Origin of the sequence: Paraferrimonas sp. SM1919 (genome assembly GCF_010993985.1) — a bacterium.
In the GTDB taxonomy this organism is placed as follows: Bacteria; Pseudomonadota; Gammaproteobacteria; order Enterobacterales; family Shewanellaceae; genus SM1919.
Map to the genome: position 1 here is coordinate 78,529 of NZ_WINH01000017.1, position 24,018 is coordinate 102,546.

Consider the following 24,018-nt stretch of genomic DNA (forward strand, 5'->3'; position numbering starts at 1 on the left):
AACCCCTATTTGATAATAGCGTTTATCGCATTAATTACCCTATCTACATCACTTAATTGCATATCAGGGAAAAGTGGTAATGAACAAATTCTCTCTGAATTCCATGTGCTGTTAGGTAATTGCGACGACAAATCGCCATAGGTTTCACGGTAATATTTTTGAGTATGAACAGCTCTAAAGTGTAACCCCGTGCCAATATCATGCTCCTTTAATTGAGCCATAAATTGATCACGGTTTAAGCCACATTTATCCGCTTCGACACGAACAATAAATAAATGCCATGCGTGCTGATAATCATAGCCTGAAGGTAATCCTAACGGCGTAACGCCATCAATATTGGCGAGCTGCTCGAGATAATAATTGGCTAATTCAGTGCGTTTGGCATTGATCTGATCTAATCGTTTTAATTGCGTCAGCGCTATTGCCGCATTAATATCAGCTAAATTATATTTAAATCCTGGAGCTAACACCTCTGCTTGAGGTGCTCGTCCTTGGGTTTGCCTGTCGAAGGCATCGACCCCCAAACCATGGAACTTCAATTGGCGAACCGCTTGTGCAAGCTCTGCATCATCGGTCACCAACATCCCCCCCTCTGCACAGGTCAAATTTTTAATCGCATGGAATGAAAAAATGGCAGTACCACGACTCCCGACATGCTCACCTTTATAATAGGTTCCTGCAGCATGGGCGGCATCTTCAATTAAATGCAGTTGATGCTTTTGGGCAATGTCTCTGATTGGATCTAGATCAATCGCCGCACCCGCATAATGAACAGGAATAATTGCTTTAGTTTTACTGGTAATTTTCGATTCTAGCTGCGCAATATCTAGCATCAATGTATCTTTATCAACATCGATAAAGACTGGCGTCGCCCCAATCAAAGTAATGAGATTAACCGTAGAGACCCAAGTCATAGATGGAGTAATGACTTCATCCCCAGGACCGATCCCTAATGAAAGTAAGCAGACATGCATTCCTGCAGTAGCACTGCTTAATGCAACCGCATGTTGTGCATTGATTGCTTCTGCAAAATCCTGCTCTAGTTGAGCACTTTTGGGTCCCGTAGTAATCCAACCAGATTTTAATACATCTGTTACAGCATTAATTTCTTCTGCTGTCATATTGGGTCGAGAAAAAGGCAAGAAACTCATAAAACAAATAATCCTTAATGCTGATGAGCCATTCCAGTATGAATACTCAATAGCAACACATGGAAATAAAAATCCGAAGTATTCTACAGGGTTATATCTAAAAAAACAGTCATAGACATGAGGTTGATGCTGCAGAAACCGAACTCAGTTCACACTTTAGTAACTTATTGCACTCAAAACACTTGTTAATCATTCATTAAGAATAGGTTAGATTATTGAAATTGAGAGTAAAATTATTAATTTTTGGATAGATGGATTGCTCTAATTAACAAGAAATCCATCTAAACAAAAAATCTTCAAGTTAGTACTCTGGTGTAGTGGTTAGCATTGCCACACCTGAATCAATTGCCGCCTGAGCAACTGCCTTGCCCACTTTAGGCAGTAAGCGCGGATCCATTGGTTTGGGAAGGACATATTCAGGACCAAAAGACAGTTGCTGGACATCTGGATAAGCTTTTAATACTTCGTCTAATACTGGTTCTTTAGCAAGGTCGGCAATTGCTTTAACGGCCGCAACTTTCATTTCAGTATTAATTTCAGTGGCTCTAACATCTAATGCTCCCCGAAAAATAAATGGGAAACACAATACATTATTCACTTGGTTAGGATAATCGCTTCTACCTGTACCAATAATGACATCATCTCGAGTGGCCTTTGCAAGTTCAGGTTTAATTTCTGGATCCGGGTTAGAGCAAGCAAAAATTACTGGCTTATCTGCCATCAATTTAACTGCTTCAACAGGTAATAAATTGGCCCCCGAAACACCTAAGAAAATATCTGCATCAATAATCACATCCTCTAATGTGCGTGCATCAGTATTATTGGCAAATAGTTTTTTATATTCATTTAGGTCTTCTCGACGGGTATGAATCACCCCCTTTCTATCCAACATATAGATGCGTTCCCTAACCGCACCACATTGAATGAGTAGCTCCATACAGGCTGTTGCTGCAGCCCCCGCTCCTAAGCAAACAATTTTAGCTTTGCTTATTTGCTTACCTTGAATTTCGAGAGCGTTCAGCAACCCAGCAGCTGTAACAATAGCGGTACCGTGCTGATCATCATGAAATACAGGGATGTTGCAGCGTTCAATTAACGCTTTTTCGATCTCAAAACACTCAGGTGCTTTGATATCTTCAAGATTAATACCGCCAAAAGTGTCACTAATATTAGCGACAGTATTAACGAAATCTTCCACCCCCTTGTGCTTCACTTGAAGATCTATCGAATCGATGTTCGCAAAACGTTTAAATAATAATGATTTGCCTTCCATAACTGGTTTTGAAGCAAGAGGGCCGAGGTTACCTAACCCTAAAATCGCGCTGCCATCTGAAATAACCGCAACCACATTACCTTTATTAGTATACTTGTAGGCATCATTAGCATCTTTAGCGATTTCCCTGACTGGCTCAGCCACTCCAGGGCTATAAGCCAACGATAAATCATAGGCACTTTCGGCAGCCGTAGTAATTTGAACAGATGTCTTGCCTGGTTGTGGGAATTGATGATAATCAAGCGCCTGCTGACGAAACTCGGTCATTCTTTCTAGCCTTTATAGGTTGCTTTATAAATAATATTATAGCTTACAATAACCTGTTAATCAGAGGTTGCAAGTCTTGGGCAAAACTTTTAACAAACTGAAAAACAAAAAATTATTTAATCCTAGTTTTAAAAAGAAAACAGAATAAAATTTTTGAAAAAATAACAAATTAATTTATTAGCCTGTTATATCAAGCCATTGTTTAAATGCATAAAAAAATAATATTTAACTCAAAAATGTAATTATCTTACGACCTTAATAAATTTATACTATTTTAAACAAAAAAAGCCAGCTAAGCTGGCTTATCTAGCGCTTTGTAAATTAGCGAGCGAGTTTAATCACTTCAGAAGAGGCAAGTAAAAAAGCGCCAACGCCATAAACATCAGTATCTTCTTGACGAACATGTCTAGGGTTATAGCCTGAAGGCTGTACAAAGCCTAGGCGGCCATCTGCATAAATATAACGAACAATAGACTGCCAACCTTGCTTAACCACAGGAAAATAGGTTTCTTTATCTAAGACACCATTATTAATTCCCCATGCTAATGCATACACAAAAAATGCAGAACCCGAGTTCTCTGGCATATCGTAGCGCTCAGGGTTTAGTAGCGATGAATGCCAACTACCATCTGCCTGCTGAGCTTTAGCTAGTGCCTTCGCCATCGTTCTAAGTAACTGCTGGTAATCTTGTTTTTTGTTACTCTTATCTGATAGCACCTCTAGCATTCTAGCCGCTGAAGCTGCCACCCAACCATTGCCCCGGCTCCAAAACACTTTCTTACCATAAGGATCTGGCTGACCAACAAAGCGGGAGTCACGGTACAACAGCCCCTCTTCCTTATCTAAAAAGGCATTGATGGTTGCCCAATATTCAGCTTCTGCAAATTGTAAATATTTTTCCTCACCTGTGGTCTTAGCCATGTGCATCCATACTGGCCCACCCATAAATAAGGCATCGATCCAAGTCCAACGTTCACGGCATATATTATCCAAAGTTAAACAACTCGGGTGAGACTCTTTATTGACAGTGGGCCAATTTTCATAAATATAATCTAAGCGCTGTTTTAAAGGTTTAAGGTCAATCTGGCCAGGATGATCATCATTCAAAGTCAAATAAGCTTGACCGGTCGTATAGTCATCGGCATCAAATACTCGCACTTCTACCTTGTAATTGGCTTTTTTAGCTTCATCTAAAATAAATTGTGTATATTTATCTGTATTCGCTTGTTTGCCCCACTGAGTCATCCCAATAGCCATGGTGCCCATTAACCAGCCACCAAAACTATAGCGAGAGGTGCCTTGAAAAGTCACTAATGGGCTTTGTAAAAATTCATCTTGGTGACGAATTTGCCAATCCGCGACTAAATTGGCGGCTTGAGTGACATTATCTTTTGAAAAATCTTGGCCAATTTCTGCCATAGGTGCAGCAACGGAAACCACATATGGAAGTGAATTCGGTGGTGGGAACATCGATTTTTCTTTTTTGAACTCTTGTGCTAAATCGATATCTCCCCCAGGATTGTGAGAAGCACCATCTGAACCACATCCCATCAATATACTAGAGCCGATCATCAAGCCCGCAAATAGCCTAATCTTAGACATACCGCTTTCCTTTTCAAACAATTTAAAGTTTATTGTGCAAATACCAATCGTGTCTTTAAAGTGAATTTACAAAACCTTACTTTTCTTATCTAAATATCAACACTTTGCAGCTATGAATACCACTACAATCTGATTTACAGATTAAATAGTTTCATATTTGGCACAGGACTCTTTATCAATCAATAGCGTTTCATATTTGAACAAAATAAATACAACAGTCAGACAGTCAGCTTCACTTTTGTATATAAAAGTGACATCTACTTTGATTTTAAGGACATCTTGTGAATAACTATATCATTCCTAACCTAGCCAATGCTTGTGATGTACTTATTGCATTAACTCATACCCATGAGGGAATGAGTGCAGTGGAAATGAGTAATAAGTTCAGCCTGCCTAGAACCACCGTTTTTAGAATCCTTAAAACTCTAGAGAAACACCACTTAATTGAAAAGCAGGGTAAAATTTTTGTTTGTGGTCCAAATTTAATTCGGATGGGAATAAATCTAGTTAACTCCAATAAATTAAAAGAAAAATCATTACCCGTGTTACAGCATATTGCGCAACATACAGGCTTTACCGCTCATGTAGTGGTGCCAAATGGAAATAAATCCCTGATCTTAGAGGTTGTCGATAGTTCAAGTGCTTTGAGAGTAGCCTCTAGACCTGGTTCATTAGCAGATCTCCATTGTTCAGCAAGCGGTAAACTATTTCTTTCTCATCTTTTTTATAACCAATTAGAACAAGTGCTGGAGCTGCCATTGATGCAACGCACCACCGCCACCATCACAGATTTAGAGCTGTTAAAAAAAGAATTGGCTCGAGTCGAAGAACTTGGCTATGCCATTGATAACCTTGAGTACAATGACAATGTGAGGTGTTTAGCGGTTCCTGTTCGCGATAACAATGGTCAAGTCGTAGCGGCGATTGGTATTACCGCACCGGCAATGACCTTCAAGCTGGCTGATATCGCTAGCATTGCAAGTTTTTTAAAAGAAATGGCAATTAAATTATCCTTTTCTACCTTCTATAAAGGCCAGTAATATGAAACATCAAAAACTAAAACTATTATCTGCAACACTTGCTGCAACTTTGCTAAGCGCTTGTGGCAATTCAAATCCACAAATAACTTTGATTAACTCCGCTAATTTTGACCGTAATCAAGAAATCGTTGAAGTTTCTTATAAGCAATTAAATATCAATGCAAAATTTGCAGGCTCTGTTGTTGATAGCAATAACAACGCCATTGCTTATCAACATGTAGATACAGACTTTGATGGCCAAACAGATGCCATCCTATTCCAAGCTGATATCGCAGCCAATGCCAGCTCTAATTATGCGCTATCAAACCAAACGAGCAATGTCGAAGTAGCCAATAAAGCTCAGGGCATGTATGTAAAAGAACGTGCCGATGATTTTGCTTGGGAAAATGATCGCATTGCCTATCGTATGTATGGCCCAGCCATGACAGGTATGGTTCATGGTGGAATTGATGTATGGACCAAAAGTGTTGATGAAAATATTCTTGAGCACTGGTACACCCTTAATAGCCAGGGCCAAGACTACCATGTTGACCGCGGCCAAGGATTGGATTTCTACCATGTAGGTAAAGCTTTAGGCCCAGGTGGCACGGCAATTATGCATGATGGCAAATTGGTTCACTCCGATGTTTACGCCGACTGGAAAATCATTAACCCAGGCCCTTTACGGGTGACTTTCGAGTTAAGCTACAAACCGTTTGATGTTGCTGGCACCGCTGTCAGCCAACGTAAAATCATCAGCCTTGATAAAGGCACATTCCTAAGTCACTTTACCAACATAGTGGAGTTTAATGGCGAGTCACTTGACCTTGCCTATGGTATTTATACCCATAACGATGTCGCCCAAGAACACAAACTACAGGGCTTGATGACCATGCAATGGCAGGGCCCATATGGTGACAACGGCAGTAATGGTGAGCTTGGTACGGCTGTGATTGCTCTCTCCGATACTGATGCTAAGGCCATCACCTATGGCCAAGACGGTGAAAAATATGACCCACATCATTTATACGTTTCAACAGTCAAGAGCGGTGAAGCCGTTAGTTACCTTGCCGGTGCCGGTTGGAGTAAAAGCAAATACTTCAGCGATGCCGCTAGTTGGTATAACTATGTTGAATCAGCAAATAACAAGCTAGCCCAACCAATTGAAGTATCAGTAAAACTATAATGACTAATAGTCCTGACAATCGAGTTGCCATCGGTATTGATATCGGTGGCACTTATATCAAATACGCGCTAATCAGTGCTAACGGTGAAATTATCTTTAATGATGAAGTACCTACTGAAGCCACTAATAAGCAGCAGGTACTTGATAACATTTATTTGTGCATAGACACGGCGACCACTGAAGCTCACAAACAACACTTTCAAGTTGCCTGTATTGGGATTGGTTCTCCAGGTGTGGTCGATCAAAGCGCCGGTGTGCTAGTGGGCTGTTCCAATAATATTGATGGCTGGTCAAACGTACCCTTAAAGGCCTTGGTCGAAGATTATGCCGGCGTTGCGGTATACCTTGATAATGACGCTAATTTAATTGGTGTTGGTGAAGCCATATATGGTGCCGCTAAAGATGCTGAGTACACCATTTTTGTCACCTTAGGCACTGGGATTGGTGGCGCTATTTTACAAAATGGCCAACTGTATCGTGGCCGCGCTAATGCTGGTTCTGAATTTGGTTGCATGATGATGCCCCAAGCCAATGGCGAAGTGGTGATGTGGGAAGCATTAGCCTCTGCTAAGGCGATGGTGGCTCGCTATCAGCAGCTTGATGGCAATACTAAGCCGATATACAACGGTAAGGTCATGTTTGAGCAGTACCACCAAGGCTGCGCTATTGCTAAGCAAGCAATTGATGAGAACTGCTTTCTAGTCGGACTCGGCATTGCCAATCTGATTAATATTTTTAATCCCGATAAACTCGTCATTGGCGGTGGGGTATCGGAAGCGGGACAGTTTTATATAGATAACATTGCCACCCAAGCAAAAATTTACGCCCAACCTGAATGCATTGAAGGCGTTACCATTTGTGCAGCTGAACTTGGTAATAAAGCGGGCTTTTTAGGCGCGGCCTTTCAAGCCTTCCAACAGATTTAATAACAACAATAGGGAGCGAGATCATGTCTCGAAGTTATGCAACGGTAGTCTTAGTAATGTTAACGTTTTTCGTTATCTCATTTATTACCAATATTTTAGGAACACTTAATCCACTGGTCGCCGAAAGCTTTAATTTGGGCCCAGCCACCACCGGCTTACTAGCACTATTTTTCTTCTTTGCTTACGGTGTTTTTTCCATGCCAGGCGGTATGCTTTACGAAAAGTTCGGCTCAAAAACCATGATGGCAGCGGCATTTGTTGTCTCTGGTCTAGGTGGTTTGCTGGTCGCCATCGCGCCATCATTTGTGACCTTTGCCATTTCACTGTTCTTAATTGGCTCAGGCATGGCGCTGCTGCAGGTGGTGATCAACCCTATGTTGCGCACAGCAGGTGGTGAAGAAAACTTTGCCTTTTTCTCTGTTGCTGCTCAACTTGCATTCGGCGCCGCTTCATTTGTGGCACCACTAGTATTCCAAAACCTAGTAATCAATATTCAACAAGGTACTGCTGAAGGTGCTTTCCTATCGAGTGTTACCGCTATGATCCCTCGCGTCGATCTAGCTTGGTTATCCATGTACTGGCTATTTGCAGTGGTTGCCATTGCCATGCTAGTGATCGTCATGCTGTTTAAATTCCAAAAGGTGACTTTAGCCGAAGACGAAAAGTCAGGCACTGTTAAACAATACATAGCGATGTTTAAAGACAAAACCATCTTGGCCTTTTTCTTTGGTATTTTCTGTTATGTGGGCACCGAGCAAGGGGTTTCATTCTGGATTTCACAATTCCTTGTGGATTACCATGGTTTAGATGCGGTTAATGATACTCCTGCGGTACTGTCAAATTTCTGGCTATACATGACCATTGGTTGTTTCTTTGGTTTAGTGCTATTAAAAGTTCTAGATTCAAAAATCGTTCTACGCGTATTTACCATTGCGACCATGGTTGCACTGGTTGCAGCGTTAACAGGTGATGCAGAAATTGCGGTTATGGCCTTCCCATTTGTGGGCTTCTTTATCTCTGTTATGTGGTCAATTATTTTCTCACTCGCACTCAACTCTGTTAATGCCCACCATGGTGCTTTTGCCGGGGTGTTATGTACCGGCATTATCGGCGGCGCACTCTTCCCACCTGTGGTTGGCTTTATCGCTGAGTTATCTAACTTGAAAGTTGGCCTATTCTTTATGCTGGTACCTATGGCTTACATCCTATCTATTAGCTTCTGGGCTAAGCCATTAATCAGCAACAAAACCATTTTCGATAAAGAGCCGGCTACCGAGCAAGCTTAATATTGATACATTAGGAGCAAATAATTGCTCCTAATAAAAAGCCCCAGCAACTGTTAACCGAGTTGCTGGGGCTTTTTATATAAATTTAATTGATTAGTTACTTAGGTAAGTCGCTTTAGATAGGGCAATAGCAGACTCTTTAACAATGGCCGCGACCATCTCTATTTGTGACTTCTGGAAAGATACAGCCGGGGCAGTAATACCAATCGCCGCTACCACTACCCCTCTGGCATCACGAACTGGCGCTGCTAAACAGCGGATATCTTCATGATACTCTAGTTCGTCTACGGCATAGCCTTTTTCTTCGATACTGGCTAATTCTTTATCTAAAACATCCATTTTAGTAATGGTATTAGCCGTTAACGCTTTCATACCAGCCCGGCCTAAAATTTCATGTCGCTCATTGTAATAAATATGCGCTAAGAAAATTTTTCCTGTACCCGAGCTATGCAAGTAAGCCAAAGTGCCTGGTCGTGAAGAAGCTCTTAATGCTCTTGGACTATCAACCACCTCGACGATTAATGCCGAGTCACCATTAGGAACTGCGACATGGGCTGTATGGCCTGTGGTTTTAGCTAGATGTTGCAAGATTGGTAATGATTTTTCACGCAAACGATTAGAATTAACTAAATGTATCCCCATGCGAATCATCGTTGATCCACAATTATAATACTTGCCTTTTTTCTCAATCATTTGCTGATGCTCTAGGGTTTTTAAAATCCTAAAGACAGTGGTTCTTGGTAGATTGAATTGGTGTGCTATTTCGATTGCACTCATCCCTTCTTCTTGCTCAGATAAAGCAATCAGAATAGAGCATGCATTCGATAGATTCGGAATGATGTAATCGCTCATAAGTTCCCTTTTAATTCGCTTTTAATTTTTATAGTTAGCGAGTAAACCCAACATCAAAAGAAACATTACGTTAACATTTGAACACATTGTTTTACATTTAGAACTGTACTCCGAATACTTGAAAAAAAAAAGGGCTTTAAAGCCCTTTTGTGTAAAATATCTTCAGCATGATTTCGCTGCAATTATGACCTTTGTCTTACCGCTTCGAATAAGCAAATTCCTGTTGCCACTGATACGTTTAAGCTAGAGACTAAACCCGCCATTGGGATTGAGATTAAGGTATCGCAATGCTCTTTAGTCAACCGCCTTAAACCTTTTCCTTCAGCACCCATTGCAATGGCAATGCCACCCCTTAGGTTAGCTTGATATAAAGTCGAGTTTGCTTCACCTGCCGCCCCTAAAATCCAAATGTTTTGCTCTTGCAGTTGACGCATTGTACGGGCTAAGTTGGTAACACTATATAGGGGGACGACTTCAGCCGCACCGCAGGCCACTTTGCGCACAGTTCCTGTTAGCCCAACAGATTTATCTTTAGGTACAATGACACCATCGACTCCCGCCGCGTCAGCACTTCTTAAACAAGCACCTAAATTATGCGGATCTGTGATCCCATCTAAGATCAATAATAGTGGCTGGGGTTTTTGCTTCAGAAGTAAATCAAGGTCATGCTCATTTAACAATGCTTGCTCGGTAATGCATGCAACCACGCCTTGATGTTGAGTACTATTCGCCTTTTCATCTAAGAACTTACGATTACAAACTTGTGGCTTAATGCCAAATTGCTGTGCTTTGTTGATCACAGATTCTAAGCGCTCATCTGCTCGACCTTTTAGTGTCCAAAGTTCTAATACTATCTCTGGTTGACGAGTCAATATTGCTTCAATGGCATGCAAGCCAAAAACAATTTGCTTTTTCATTTATTTCTTTCTCTTTAACTTTTTACGCATCGAACCACTCGAGTCTTTACGCTTATGTCTTCTACTGCCTCGTCCTTGATCCGTTGTTAACTTTTTATCATTACTCGATTGAGCTTTTCTTGGTACGGATTTAGAAGCCAACTCTCCTGTAGCCTCATTGACTAACCCCAAATCGATTTGCCTATCATCCAAGTTAACCGCTAACACTCTTACCATAATTTTATCACCAATTCGGAAAACACGATTAGAGTTTTCACCACGCAAGGTTTGTTTAGCACCATCAAAGTGATAATAATCACCCGCTAGCGAAGAAACATGAATCAAACCATCAATGAATAATTCTTTTAATCTCGCAAAAAAACCAAAACTGGTAATAGAAGCAATATTGGCTTCAAAATCTTGGCCTACGTGATCCTGCATGTATTCACACTTTAGCCAATCGCTGACATCACGTGTGGCCTCATCAGCGCGACGCTCTGTCATCGAACATTGAATGCCTAATTCATCGAGCTCATCTGCGTCATATAAATAACCTCCGCTGCTGGTCCAATTGGCACTAAGTTCAGCCCCATTTTGCTGTGCTAACTGCTTTTCATACAAATACCGAATGGTACGATGAAGCTGCAAATCCGGATAGCGTCTAATTGGTGATGTAAAGTGTGCGTATCTGTCTAAAGCTAATCCAAAATGACCATCATTATCTGGACTGTAGACCGCCTGACGCATTGAACGGAGTAACATCACTTGTATAAGTTCAGCATCATCTCGCTCTTTTACTTTTTCCAGTAGCTCGGCATAGTCCTTAGGTGCGGGGTCAAGACCGCCATTTAGCACTAACCCTCGCTCTGCCAAAAACGATTTATAGCTAGTTAGTTTCTCTTCGGATGGGCTGTCATGAACTCGATATAACGTTTCCGCTTTATGATTTTCGACAAATTGGGCCGCCGCCACGTTAGCCATGATCATGCACTCTTCAATAATCTTATGGGCCTGATTGCGTGTCCTAGGCACGATTGATTCAATGCGTTTTTGCTCATTAAACAAAAACATCGTTTCCTCAGTTTCAAAACCAATAGCACCACGCTGAGTTCGAGCCTGATCTAGGGTTAAATATAAAGATTGCAATGCCTGTAAGTGGGGCATTAAAGCATTATCAAAATCTATAGATTGACCCACTTCTAATGCTTGATGAACTTGAGTATAAGTGAGGCGAGCATGGGAGTGCATCAGAGCTGGATAAAACCTATAATCAGTAAGTTTTCCAGAGCCAGAAACGGTCATTTCTGCCACCATGCATAAGCGATCAACCAAAGGGTTTAATGAGCATAAACCATTAGACAATTGTTCCGGCAGCATCGGGATCACCTGAGAGGGAAAATAAACAGAATTTCCACGCGCTAGGGCTTCCTCGTCAAGTGCTGATCCTTTTTTGACATAATGACTGACATCAGCAATTGCTACCCAAAGTTGCCAACCACCACTTTTATTAGGTTCACAGTAAACAGCATCATCAAAATCTCTGGCATCCTCACCATCAATCGTCACTAATGGTAAATGTCGAAGATCTATTCTGCCGACTTTATCTTGTTCACTGACCTCAGAACCAATACGACGCAATAACTTGGCAATTCTGGCATTCCAGTTATGGGGTAAATCGTGATTTCTAAGGGCGATTTCAATTTCCATACCTGGAGCATGTTGCTCACCCAAGATCTCCACAACCTTAGCTTTAGCGCTCATAAATTGGGTTGGTCTTTGGAGCAGCTCAATGACCACAATATCATTATGGCGGGCACCATTACGCTGATCAGACTCAATTAAGATATCTTGTGTAATACGCTTATCATCAGCCTTAACAAAGCCTATTTTCCCATCAAGCATGAAGCGTCCGACAATTGCGGCTTTACGCTCATCAATAAGTCTGATGATACGGCATTCTTGTCGTCCTTTATTCGCAAAGCCAACCGCTTGAGCCAAAACTCTGTCACCATGGAAATACTTTTGCATATGGCGCTGGTTAATAAAAAGATCTTTTTCACCACTGTCTTGCTTTAAAAACCCGAAGCCATCCCGATGACCAATAATGGTACCCTTAATTAAATCCATGCGCTCCGGCAGGCCATAGCTATGATTGCGGGTATAAACAAGCTGCCCGTCTCGCTCCATCGCCCTTAGACGGCGGCGCAGGCCCTCCCACTGTTCTTCATCTGCTATTTTGAAGAACTCACCAATTTGTTCTCGGGATAAAGGCGCTGGTTGGGATTGTAAATATTCGAGAATGTACTCTCGAGAAGCGATAGGGTTGTCGTATTTTTGTTGTTCACGTTCTAAGTGGGGATCTTTGCTCATTCAAGTGGCCGAAGTTAATTTTTAAAAGGCAATAGCCTCACAAGTTATCTGTAAAGCCAATTAAACCTTAGTATAACTGTTTTAATTAATTTATGTTTTTCTATCTCAGCTTACTAGCCGCCGCTAACTAAAGCTGTAGGGATATTTTGGCGTAATTGCTTTAACACTGCGTCAACTTGCTGCTTTTCTGATTGCGAATTAAATACGCGTTGGTTCAATAGTTTATAAATATTGAGGTAATCTTGCTGCCAGCCTTTGCCTTGGTCTTGTAAACTCCATTTTGCCCACAACAATTGCGCCTCAAGCGACCCTGAAGAAGAAGCCAAGCGTATGTAAATACGACTCTTAGAAGGATCTTTACTGACAAAATCACTATCTCGATAATAGTGGGCGAGTTTGATCATTGCCTCTGGCAAACCCTGCTCAGCTGCTGAACTCATCAATTTTATACCCATTAAAACATTTTTATTGGTGCAGGTGCCTGTTAACAGCATTCTTGAGTATAAATATTGAAATGGCGGACGTTGCATCACCTTTGCCCTAGCCTCAATATCACGAGTTAGCTGACAATCATCTAAGCGTACCTGCTGCAACTCCTTACCGGATCTTATTAATTGCAGCAGTTGAGAATGACTATAAATCTCAATTGGACGCATTTCTGCAAAAGAGTAACAACTAAAAATAGCCAGAAATACAAATATGATGCGCATGTTCGCAGGGTCCTTTGCGGGTATTACTATTTATTATCGGCAAGGGTAAGAATAATCTTTAGGAAAAATCAAGGTAAAAAAAAGGCTGCTATAGCCAGCAGCCTTTTTATTAACTGAAATGATTACGCAAAAGGATGACGTAAAATCATTGTTTCGTTACGGTCTGGGCCAGTCGACACAATATCAATTGGAGTGCCTAATAATTCTTCTACTCGTTTGATGTAGTCTAATGCCGCTTGTGGAAGCGCATCCATTGATTTGGCACCAAAGGTTTCTTCTTGCCAACCAGGCATATACTCAAATACCGGTTCAACTTGTTCGTAACCTTCTGCTGCCATTGGTGGCACTTCTTCAATACGACCATCTGGGTATTTGTAACCCACGCAGATACCCACTTTCTCAAGGCCATCAAGTACGTCAAGCTTAGTCAAACATAGGCCCGTAATAGAGTTGATTTGTACCGCTCTACGCATTGCTACCGCATCTAACCAACCAGGACGACGCTTACGGCCTGTAGTCGCACCAAATTCATGGCCTTTAACACCAAGATGCTCACCAATTTCATCATCTAATTCAGTTGGGAATGGACCCGCCCCAACACGAGTCGTATATGCTTTGGTAATACCCAATACATAATCTAGGTGGCATGGGCCAAAACCAGAACCTGTTGCAACGCCACCAGCAGTGGTGTTTGAAGAGGTCACATATGGGTAGGTTCCGTGGTCAATATCTAAAAGAGTACCTTGAGCGCCTTCAAACAGAATTGAATCACCATTTTTACGAGCTTGATCCAGCGTCTCAGTCACATCAATGACCATGGCTTTTAAAGTGTCTGCTAAGGCTAGCGCATCATCAAGGGTTTGCTGATAATCAACCGCTTCAGCACCAAAATACTCTGTCAGCATAAAGTTATGATATTTCATAACTTCTTTTAATTTCTCTGCGAACAGTTCAGGGTTAAATAAATCACCAACACGCAAACCGCGTCGAGCAACTTTATCTTCATAAGCTGGGCCGATACCACGACCAGTTGTGCCAATCGCTTTCTTACCTCGAGCCGCCTCACGAGCCATATCAACAGCCACATGGAATGGTAAAATTAGCGGACAAGCTTCAGAAATAAATAGACGCTCTTCCACTGGGATGCCACGCTCTTTAAGCATGTTCATCTCTTTCATCAGTGCATCTGGTGCTAGCACAACACCATTTCCGATAACGCATTTTACGTTATCACGAAGGATACCTGATGGGATCAGGTGAAGAACAGTTTTCTCGCCATCAATAACCAGTGTGTGTCCAGCATTGTGGCCACCTTGATAGCGAACAACGTATTGTGCGTTTTCAGTTAGAAGGTCAACAACCTTACCTTTACCTTCGTCACCCCACTGGGTGCCGAGAACAACTACATTTTTACCCATGATCAGCTTTCTGTTGCGATATTAAAGCGCGAGTTTAGCAGATCTCTGCAAGATCTTCATAATCTTTATGAAAAAATGTGCATTAAATTCACTTTTAAAGCTTGCAGCTGATAGCCAAATCAACACGCTATGAACGTTTATCATGCCCTTAAAGTTATACAGAAAAAGCCAATAACAACCTATAAAAAAGCCCACCAATGGTGGGCTTTGTTAAAACATTTTAGATTTATTTACCTTGCTTATCCTTCATGAAACGGAAGAATTCACTGTCAGGACCTAAAATAAGTACATCATCTTTGGATGCAAATGAGCTTTGATAAGCATCCAGTGAACGCAAGAAGGCAAAGAACTCTGCATCTTTAGTATAACTTTCTGCATAGATTTTGGCAGCTTGGGCATCGCCATCACCTCGAGTCGTTAAGGCTTTTCGCTGTGCATCTGCAATCATTACCGTGATGGTTGCATCAATATTGGCCTTAATGACCTCAGCTTTTTCCTTACCTTCTGAGCGGTGCTCTTTGGCAACGGCTTGACGTTCAGCTCGCATACGCTGGAAAATTGAATCAGATACTTCACGAGGTAAGTTGATTTGCTTAACTCGAACATCAATAATTTCAATACCCAAACTAGAAGCACTGTCAGAAACACTTGTCAGTGCTTCTTGTTGCAACTCATCACGACTGCCCGATACAATTTCTTTAATCGTACGGGTACCAAACTCACTGCGAAGGCCGTTGTTGATTTTTGACTCAAGTAGTGAAGCAGCCATCAGACGGTTGCCACCGTTGGTAGTTAAATAAAACTTTTCAAAGTCTAAAATGCGCCATTTAACATATGAATCAACAATCAAATCTTTCTTCTCAGATGTCACAAAGCGATCAGGATTGCCATCCAAAGATTGAATTCGAGCATCCATAAAACGCACTTTATCTACCAAAGGCGCTTTAAGCTGCAAACCCGGCTCATAAACCTTTACTTGGTCGCCTTCTTTCACTAATTGACTGAAGCGAGATACAACCGCACGCTCACCTTCATTAACCACAAAGACACTATTCATGGCGAGCAAAAGCACCGCACCAAGGATAACTAATCTAAATACATTCATTATTAATCTCTCCCTTGACGAGCTGTACGAGACTCACGCGATTGTGAATAAGGGTTGACCGGATCAGCTACTGAATTTTGTACAGGGTAGTTGACTCTAGGCGACGCCACAGACTGACTAGGGTTAGCTTTATTGATTAATTTATCCAGAGGAAGGTACATCATGTTGTTACTATTGTTGTTATCAATAAGTACCTTTGAAGTATTACCAAAAACTTCAGCCATGGCTTCAATGTATAGGCGTTCACGAGTAACCTCAGGGGCAGCTCTATACTGAGGCAATAATTGCTCAAACTTAGCAACTTTACCCATAGCTTCTAAGATAATACGCTCTTTATAAGCATTCGCCTCTTGCTCCATACGCTTTACTTGGCCACGAGCAATAGGCTCACGTTCACGGGCGTAGGCTTGTGCCTCTTGAACATAACGCTCTTCATCTTCTTGAGCGGCAATCGCATCATCGAAAGCTTGTTTAACTTGCTCAGGTGGTCGTGCTGGTAAGAAGTTGATATCAGAAATCATCAGGCCGAGGTTATAAGGTTCGATGATACGCTCTAATTCCACGCGCGTATCTTGGCGTACTTTTTCACGCCCCGTAGTCAAAATATCATCCATTTTGGTATGACCGATGACATAACGGAGTGCACTGTCCATGGCTTCGCTAAGGCTTTCATTAGCATCGGTTGCACTGAACAAGTACTGGCGTGGGTCAGTGATCTTGTATTGAACTTCCATTTCAACATCAACTACGTTTTCATCTTCAGTCAACATCTGCCCTTGGGCGCGCTTTGAATAAACGTTGTTAATGTTTACTGGAATAATTTCTTCTACAAAAGTCATTTTCCAGCTTAAACCGGGCTCAACTAGACCACTATATTGGCCGAAGGTTAATCTGACCCCTCTTTCGGCTTCATTGATAGTATAAAAACCAGAAATCACCCAAATAAGCAGAGCAACTACCAGCCCTACGATTAAGCCAAAGCCGCTGACGTTGTTGCCACCGCCAAATTTTTGACCGACATTCTTTAGAATTTCATCAATATCTGGTGGTCCTTGGTTTTTACCATTACCACCGTTTCCCCAAGGGTCATTGCCCTTATTACCGGGCTCATTCCAAGCCATTTAACACTCCATCGAGTTAATTAAGAATTATGTTCACTACTTTACCAGTCTACATTGCCTGGATAAAGTGTTCTAGTTCGCCATCAGACTGCTTTAGCAGTCTCTGCCAATCAATATCGTTTATACGTATTGCGACGACGCATTGGCCCAATTCATCGTAGCTATGGTGTTCAACCACTTCTAATTCAAATAACCAAGACAGATAGTTGCCTTTTTCAGGAGGCAGCACCAGGGTTAATTCTGAAACTAATTTTCCAAGTAACTTGCTCAGTGCTAGCTCTATCAGCTCTAAACCTTGATTTTTCTGAGCCGATATCCACACCCTGATTGGTTGACCTTTATCATCATAGTCAATTCTAGGCTGAGTATCAGGATGTAAGTCAATCTTATTGCATATTAGCAATTGTTGTTGGTCAGCACCAAGTTCATCAAGAACGATATTTACCGCAGCGATATTGTCACCCATATTGTCGTCAGCACAATCGACTACATGCAACAAAATATCTGCTTCTTGAGTTTCTTGAAGAGTGGACTTAAAAGCAGCCACAAGGTCATGAGGTAAATGTCTAATAAACCCTACTGTATCGGCTAAAACACAAGGACCAACATCTTTAATTTTGACTCTTCTTAAGGTCGGATCAAGCGTGGCAAATAACTGGTCGGCAGCATAAACTTCTGAATTTGTAATTTGATTAAATAATGTCGATTTACCGGCATTGGTATAACCAACTAAAGACAAAGTGGGCACTTCTTTACGCATTCTTGCGCGTCGACTTTGTTGTCGCTGTTTCGACACTTTCGTTAATCGACCCTGAATACTTTTTATTCTTTCTCTTAAAAGCCTTCTATCCGTTTCAAGCTGAGTTTCACCAGGTCCCCTTAGGCCAATACCGCCTTTCTGACGCTCAAGGTGAGTCCAACCTCTAATTAAGCGCGTTGACAGGTGCTTTAACTGAGCAAGCTCAACTTGCAATTTACCTTCATGGGTACGGGCTCTTTGCGCAAAAATATCCAAAATCAAAGTTGTCCTGTCTAACACTCGACAATGGAATAACGCTTCAAGATTACGCTCTTGTCCAGGGGATAAGGCATGATTAAAAATCACTACATCAGCTTCAACAGCACTAACAACTGCTGCAATCTCTGCTGCCTTGCCGGAACCAACAAAATATTTGGGATGCGGAGCTTTTCTGCTAGCAGTAATCACTTCTAATGCATTTGCACCAGCAGAGCTCACAAGTAACTCTAGTTCAAGTAGATCTTCACGATTGGTTTCATCGGGAAAATCGATATGGACAAGTACAGCTCTTTCGCCTGCCTCATAACGATCAAACAATTAATTTTCTCCTAGAAAGGGAAATCTTACAAAGATTATTGATTTCCTGATTCCGGATCCATCATTGGTGAACCATAACCCACCGGTTGTGATGAAGCCTGTCCAGAACTTGGCTGAGCAGTACCCACTTGCAATGGACGTGATGGAACAACGGTTGAGATAGCATGTTTATACACCATCTGGGATACGGTATTTTTTAATAAGATCACGAACTGATCAAAAGACTCAATCTGGCCCTGTAGCTTAATACCATTAACGAGGTAAATAGACACAGGTACACGTTCCCTGCGTAATGCATTTAAAAATGGGTCTTGTAAAGATTGCCCCTTAGCCATAACTTGTATTCCTTATTTTTAGTATTAATAACAAAGACTTTTAATGCTGCAATTACAAGTATTATACAGCAGTCAATATTTTGCTAGTTAATTGATTTAACTATTTGATATAAGTTTTTCTTATCACCAGTATTTAACCAAGTTAAATCAGGCCAACTACGCAACCAAGTGATTTGTCTTTTTGCTAATTGACGAGTAGCAGCGACGCCCTTGTCAAACATCTGCTGCTCATCAAATTCACCCTCTAAGTACTGCCAACACTGCCTATAACCCACACAGCGCATAGATGGCATATCTAAATTAAGATCTCCTCTGGCCATTAGCGCTCTGACCTCATCAACAAAGCCCTGATCCAGCATTAACTGAAACCGTTCAGCGATTCGCTGGTGCAGAATTTTTCTGTCTTCTGGCACAATCGCAAATTGCAAGAACTCATAGGGTAAAGGCTCGGACTTGGTTGCTGTCAACTCTGTCAGGCTTTTACCCGATATTCGATAAACTTCCAATGCTCGAGAAAGTCTTTGTGGGTCATTAGGATGTATTCTGGCAGCACTTGTTGGATCGATCTCGGACAAATGTCCATGTAATACTTCCCAACCTAACTTTTCTGCTTCTTTCGCTATTTGTAGACGTATCTCCTCATCGGCTGCGGGCAAAGGTGATAATCCTTCAATTAATGCCTTAAAATACATCATTGTGCCGCCGACCAGTACAGGGATCCTGCCTTTTGCGTGACTTTTTTCAATCAACTCAATAGCATCTTTGCGAAAATCTGCCGCTGAATAACTTTCCTTTGGATCCAAAATATCAATCAATGCATGGGGCGCCAATTGCAACTCCTGGGCATCAGGTTTTGCTGTGCCAATATCCATCTCTTTGTATATCAATGCCGAATCGACTGAAATAATATCGCACGGAAACTGCTGCGCTAACTCAATGGCTAGTGCTGTTTTTCCTGAGGCTGTTGGCCCCATTAAGCAAATAACTTGTGGCTTGGAATTCAATGCTCTGCCTCAAAAATTAATTGTTGCCAAGGTAATGGTTTGGCCTTAGCCACACACTCATGTTGAATCGATTCTGGCAGATTTTTATATTGTTGCCAAAGTTGTCCTGGGTCTGCGATAGTAACGCTAAGCTTCGCTAACCACAGACAGAAATCAAATTTAGGTTGCTCAACTAACTGTTCAAACAACTCAGTTATAGCGTGGACTATATCGGTTGATTTCATTAGCTTTGGCACTTTCTTGACGATGATATGGTTATTATGGAGACTCATTTCAAGTCCTGCTTGAGTTAACAGGCTTGAATGTTGCTCGAGTAACTCAAGCCAAGCTTGCTCTGCCACCATTCTTACAGGCAGCAATAATGGTTGCCCAATAATTCCTTGTGGCCATTGTTGTTGTAACTGATAATAATGAACACAAGTTGCAACATCAGCAATGGCTAATAAATTTAATTTTGCCTCATCCACCAATACAAAAAAACGATTAGCTAACACCGGCACACTTGGTTGGGGGATCTCAGCCTGATAGCTTGCCTGCATCAATTGCTGGTATCCCTCAGCTTTAGCAACATCTAATTGCTCTACTTTGGCCCTTGGGGAAACAGCATATGGATTTCGCTCTCTATGGCCCCCCGAATAAGCCGTTGTCAAATCTTCAGAGACAGATGGCGAATTTGTTTGTAAAGGGGTGATATAGCTCGGTGTCAATATCTCAGCTTCAGGAGCTTGCCAGACCTCACCTGTTTCGGGATCAAATTGCTCTGCAGGTGATGGTAATTGTGACTGTTGCTCTAACACTGAGACGAGTGCTTGAACAATAAAATCATGCACAATGCGAGCTTGATGAAAACGCACTTCATGTTTAGCAGGATGAACATTTACGTCAACTTCAGCTGCCGGCAAACGCAAAGCTAAAACATAACCACAGGCGGCCTCAATGCCCCGTTGACTGAATGCTTGTTTAATTCCATGATTGAGCAATTTATCACGCACAACTCGGCCATTAACATAAAAAAACTGATTAACGCTTGTGCTTGAAGGTGTTGCTTCCACAAAGCCACTCAGATGTAAATCATGGTGATCGCAATCAATCGCTAAAGCATTATCTGCAAAAGCTTTACCGCATACTTGGGTCAATCTTTGTAGTTGCTGTTTGGGGTCCAAAGCCGGCCGATATTGACGAATAATTTTATCATTATGGCGCAGGGTGAAATGAACATCTTGCTTAGCAAATGCTGCCCGCTTTAACCAATCATCAATATGGGTAAATTCTGTTTTTTCACTTTTTAAAAAGCGTCTTCTCGCTGGCGTATTAAAAAACAAGTCAACAACGTCAATAGTGGTTCCGACTGGATGGGCACAAGGCTGAATTTTAACCTGCATATCTCGGCCTTCGGCTATCGCCTGCCATGCTTGAGTCTGTTCAGCAGTCCTAGAACTTAATGTTAATCGAGATACTGAGCTAATACTGGCTAAAGCCTCACCTCGAAACCCAAAGCTGGCAATTTTGTCTAAGTCATCAAGTGCATTAATCTTACTCGTTGCATGCCGAGCTAAAGCAAGCTGCAACTGATCTTCAGGGATCCCTTTGCCATTATCCTTGACTCTTATTCTTTTCGAGCCTCCCCGGGCAATATCAATATCGATCCGTGTTGCGCCTGCATCAATACTATTTTCAACTAACTCTTTAACAATTGATGCCGGCCGCTCTACTACCTCACCAGCAGCAATTTGATTGGCTAATTGTTGTGACAAAATACGGATCATTAAGAAGCTTTCCTTGGGATTTGCAAACTCTGGTTTATTTTAACCAGGTTAGATTTAAGGTTATTGGCCTTCTTGATTTGCGCCACACTAACACCATAACGACTGGCGATCACACTCAATGATTCTCCTCGAGCCACCTTATGGATAAGACTAGTGTTATTCGCCAAATAAGTGCCCGCTGGAGGAAACTCCCTGTAATAGCCCACCACCGCACCATGCAGTGCTTTGGCTAACTTTTTCTGATACCAACCAGATTTCAAAAGCTTTTCTTCATTAGGGTTAGAAATGAACCCAGTTTCCACTAAAATACTCGGTATATCTGATGACTTTAAAACCCCAAAAGAAGCGTATTGAGGCTTTTTCTTATGCATTTTAGCGACTTTCGCCATAGCATTATGCAGTCTTTGGCCAACCTCGGCACTTACCGCCCTAGAATTGTTCATATTCATATCTAAAATGGTTTGCAATAAATAGCCTTCTGAATCTGAACTTTCTATGACTTCTGCAGCTCCCCCTAGCAACTCTGAGTGCTTTTCTTTGTCTTCAAATAAACGTCCCAATTCGGTATTAGCTCTGCGACTGGACAAAAGCCAAACTGATGCTCCCCTAGGTTTCGGGGAGGTAAACGCATCCGCATGAATCGACAGCAATAAATCTGCTTTCTGTTTTCTAGCCCTAACACTTCGACCATTTAGGTCAATATAGTAATCTCCACTGCGAATCAGTACACCTTTTAACCCTTTGGTTTGGTTAAACAAACTCACTAAGTTTTTGGCAATCCCGAGCGTGACTCGCTTTTCATAAAGCCCGCTAGGACCAATGGAGCCAGGGTCTTCTCCGCCATGACCCGCATCAACCGCAATGACAATATCGCGGTTTTCATCAGGTGCCGACGCCGCCACCACTTTATTGCTGCTTGTTACGCTGCCAATATCAATGACGAGTCTGTGCCCATATGGCGCTGTAGGTGGTAGGGTAAATATCTTGGTATTAGCAGTTAATGCCAATTCAAATACCAAGCGAAAATCTTCACTAACTTTCGGCTTACTGGTTCTAATTTTAGAAATATGCTTACTTTCATGTTCAATTTTGTCTAGGGCAACTAAATTTTTAGTGGCAATCAAGTCAACCACAAGACGTTCTGGCTTGTGCAATTGAAAATAATTAAAAGAAGGCTTTTCTTTTAGATCGATCACCACTCGGGTAGAATCTGGACCACCCCACACCCTAATGCCATCAACTTGATTGGCTGCTAATTCACTATGGAATAACAAAGCAGCACCAACAACCATCAATAAAAATAATCTATTAAGCATCATCATTTAATTGCTGTAAAAACTTTTGTCCACGCTCAGTTAGCCCATTAATAACTGCAACTCTCTGTTTATCATGATAATTGAGCTGTATTTTTAAGTCGGCATCATTAATGAAACCCTCACCTTGGCTCGGCCATTCAATCAAACAAATACTTTGTTCATTGAAGTAGTCACGGATCCCCATATACTCAAGTTCTTCAGGGTCAGCTAAGCGATATAAATCGAAATGAAAAATTTGCTTATCCGCTAGCTCATAAGGCTCAACTAAAGTATAGGTTGGACTTTTCACATTACCTTGATGACCAAAGCCACGAATAATGCCACGACTTAGAGTCGTTTTACCTGCACCAAGTTCCCCTTGTAAATAAATAACTGCGGGTGCGGCAACCACCTTAGCTAATTTATGACCTAACTCTACAGTCGCTTGCTCATCGATAAGTTGAATCTGTAATTGCTGCATAATTATTTCTTTCATAATGACTTTTTCATAAATGTATCACAGCCATTGTGGCCAGTATCTAATAAAGGTTGAGGTAATTCTTGAAAGCCTACTTTTCGATATAACTTACCTGCAGCCTGCATAGATGCGAGGGTTTCTAGATAACAAAAACGATAACCTTGAGCTTTTGCAAAACTCAGCAATTTATCCAGTAACGCTGAAGCTATTCCACGGCCCCGGTAGTGCTCTAAAAAATACATTTTTTGCAATTCACAATAACCATCTAAAGGCAAAAAGCCAATACCAGCACCACCGATTAGCTTATCACCGTCATGGACCACTAAATACATCATTTTAGGATGTTGATAAGCCTCAGTTAAATTATCCAATTCAGGATCTTGCCAAGCAAATCCGGGTTTATTCGCGCCAAATTCGGTTAGCACCTGACGAATGATCATCGCCATAGACTGATTATCTTTATTTTGAATAGGTGTAATAGAAATAGACAAAAGATCACCCACGAAAACATTAAGGAACAAAAGGACCCTGTAATGTTAAAGGCTATTTATCTTGACGCAATAAAAATTTGATTTTTAAGATAAGAATTGGAGCGAGTAACGAGGTTCGAACTCGTGACCTC

The 24,018-nt window shown here is 41.6% G+C and carries 21 protein-coding genes; 4 read left to right on the forward strand and 17 right to left on the reverse strand.

Translation table 11 applies throughout. The annotated features are described in order from the left end of the window. Window positions 1-5: 5 nt before the first annotated feature. The 3 genes from arnB to GFB48_RS11630 form a co-directional block, all read right to left on the reverse strand. On the reverse strand, window positions 6-1,151 hold the full coding sequence (arnB, locus tag GFB48_RS11620; RefSeq protein ID WP_163935671.1) for a UDP-4-amino-4-deoxy-L-arabinose aminotransferase: 1,146 nt from the start codon (window positions 1,149-1,151) through the stop codon (window positions 6-8). A gap of 301 nt (window positions 1,152-1,452) precedes the next feature. Beyond that, entirely contained in the window at window positions 1,453-2,691 is a 1,239-nt protein-coding gene (locus tag GFB48_RS11625; RefSeq protein WP_163935675.1) for a malic enzyme-like NAD(P)-binding protein, read from the reverse strand. 321 nt (window positions 2,692-3,012) lie between these two features. Further along, on the reverse strand, window positions 3,013-4,293 hold the full coding sequence (locus GFB48_RS11630) for a glycoside hydrolase family 105 protein (protein ID WP_163935678.1): 1,281 nt from the start codon (window positions 4,291-4,293) through the stop codon (window positions 3,013-3,015). A 281-nt stretch (window positions 4,294-4,574) separates the two neighbouring features. Here GFB48_RS11630 and GFB48_RS11635 point away from each other — a divergent pair, with 281 nt between their 5' ends. From GFB48_RS11635 to GFB48_RS11650, 4 genes are read left to right on the forward strand one after another with little or no spacing between them, the layout of a single operon-like run. Then, window positions 4,575-5,333, forward strand: coding sequence for an IclR family transcriptional regulator (locus tag GFB48_RS11635; RefSeq protein ID WP_163935681.1), 759 nt, complete (start codon window positions 4,575-4,577; stop codon window positions 5,331-5,333). Window position 5,334: 1 nt separating this feature from the next. Then, window positions 5,335-6,498 (forward strand): DUF4861 family protein, encoded by a 1,164-nt coding sequence (locus tag GFB48_RS11640; RefSeq protein WP_163935684.1) that lies wholly within the window; start codon window positions 5,335-5,337, stop codon window positions 6,496-6,498. Beyond that, entirely contained in the window at window positions 6,498-7,424 is a 927-nt protein-coding gene (locus GFB48_RS11645; protein WP_163935687.1) for an ROK family protein, read from the forward strand. The genes GFB48_RS11640 and GFB48_RS11645 overlap by 1 nt, the downstream gene beginning before the upstream one ends. 23 nt (window positions 7,425-7,447) lie before the next feature. Continuing rightward, complete coding sequence (locus GFB48_RS11650) at window positions 7,448-8,710, forward strand: MFS transporter (protein WP_163935690.1); 1,263 nt, start codon at window positions 7,448-7,450, stop codon at window positions 8,708-8,710. A 93-nt stretch (window positions 8,711-8,803) separates the two neighbouring features. Here the strand turns inward: GFB48_RS11650 and GFB48_RS11655 are convergent, their stop codons facing one another. From GFB48_RS11655 to GFB48_RS11715, 14 genes are all read right to left on the reverse strand, one after another. Next, window positions 8,804-9,562, reverse strand: coding sequence for an IclR family transcriptional regulator (locus tag GFB48_RS11655; protein ID WP_163935692.1), 759 nt, complete (start codon window positions 9,560-9,562; stop codon window positions 8,804-8,806). A gap of 182 nt (window positions 9,563-9,744) precedes the next feature. Then, window positions 9,745-10,479 carry a 23S rRNA (guanosine(2251)-2'-O)-methyltransferase RlmB gene (gene rlmB, locus GFB48_RS17585; RefSeq protein ID WP_205597728.1) on the reverse strand — a complete coding sequence of 245 codons (735 nt, stop codon included), beginning with the start codon at window positions 10,477-10,479 and terminating at the stop codon, window positions 9,745-9,747. Then, window positions 10,480-12,828, reverse strand: coding sequence for a ribonuclease R (gene rnr, locus GFB48_RS11660; RefSeq protein WP_205597729.1), 2,349 nt, complete (start codon window positions 12,826-12,828; stop codon window positions 10,480-10,482). Between the two features lie 113 nt (window positions 12,829-12,941). Next, entirely contained in the window at window positions 12,942-13,538 is a 597-nt protein-coding gene (locus GFB48_RS11665; protein ID WP_163935696.1) for a tetratricopeptide repeat protein, read from the reverse strand. Window positions 13,539-13,660: 122 nt separating this feature from the next. After that, window positions 13,661-14,956, reverse strand: a complete 1,296-nt coding sequence (locus GFB48_RS11670) for an adenylosuccinate synthase (protein WP_163935699.1) — start codon at window positions 14,954-14,956, stop codon at window positions 13,661-13,663. 226 nt (window positions 14,957-15,182) lie between these two features. Next, on the reverse strand, window positions 15,183-16,061 hold the full coding sequence (hflC, locus tag GFB48_RS11675; protein ID WP_163935701.1) for a protease modulator HflC: 879 nt from the start codon (window positions 16,059-16,061) through the stop codon (window positions 15,183-15,185). Between the two features lie 2 nt (window positions 16,062-16,063). Then, entirely contained in the window at window positions 16,064-17,182 is a 1,119-nt protein-coding gene (hflK, locus tag GFB48_RS11680; protein WP_163935703.1) for an FtsH protease activity modulator HflK, read from the reverse strand. Window positions 17,183-17,231: 49 nt separating this feature from the next. Then, window positions 17,232-18,518: a ribosome rescue GTPase HflX gene (gene hflX, locus GFB48_RS11685; RefSeq protein WP_163935705.1), complete on the reverse strand. Its 1,287-nt coding sequence runs from the start codon at window positions 18,516-18,518 to the stop codon at window positions 17,232-17,234. A gap of 35 nt (window positions 18,519-18,553) precedes the next feature. After that, a complete protein-coding gene (hfq, locus tag GFB48_RS11690) occupies window positions 18,554-18,853 on the reverse strand; it encodes an RNA chaperone Hfq (protein ID WP_205597730.1) in 300 nt (99 codons plus the stop codon). Window positions 18,854-18,936: 83 nt separating this feature from the next. Next, window positions 18,937-19,857 carry a tRNA (adenosine(37)-N6)-dimethylallyltransferase MiaA gene (gene miaA, locus GFB48_RS11695; protein WP_163935707.1) on the reverse strand — a complete coding sequence of 307 codons (921 nt, stop codon included), beginning with the start codon at window positions 19,855-19,857 and terminating at the stop codon, window positions 18,937-18,939. Beyond that, a complete protein-coding gene (gene mutL, locus GFB48_RS11700; protein WP_163935709.1) occupies window positions 19,854-21,623 on the reverse strand; it encodes a DNA mismatch repair endonuclease MutL in 1,770 nt (589 codons plus the stop codon). The genes miaA and mutL overlap by 4 nt, the downstream gene beginning before the upstream one ends. After that, window positions 21,623-22,945 carry an N-acetylmuramoyl-L-alanine amidase gene (locus GFB48_RS11705; RefSeq protein WP_163935711.1) on the reverse strand — a complete coding sequence of 441 codons (1,323 nt, stop codon included), beginning with the start codon at window positions 22,943-22,945 and terminating at the stop codon, window positions 21,623-21,625. The genes mutL and GFB48_RS11705 overlap by 1 nt, the downstream gene beginning before the upstream one ends. Then, window positions 22,932-23,399, reverse strand: coding sequence for a tRNA (adenosine(37)-N6)-threonylcarbamoyltransferase complex ATPase subunit type 1 TsaE (tsaE, locus tag GFB48_RS11710; RefSeq protein ID WP_163935738.1), 468 nt, complete (start codon window positions 23,397-23,399; stop codon window positions 22,932-22,934). The genes GFB48_RS11705 and tsaE overlap by 14 nt, the downstream gene beginning before the upstream one ends. Before the next feature lie 11 nt (window positions 23,400-23,410). Beyond that, window positions 23,411-23,887, reverse strand: coding sequence for a GNAT family N-acetyltransferase (locus GFB48_RS11715; protein WP_240464865.1), 477 nt, complete (start codon window positions 23,885-23,887; stop codon window positions 23,411-23,413). Window positions 23,888-24,018 lie beyond the last annotated feature (131 nt).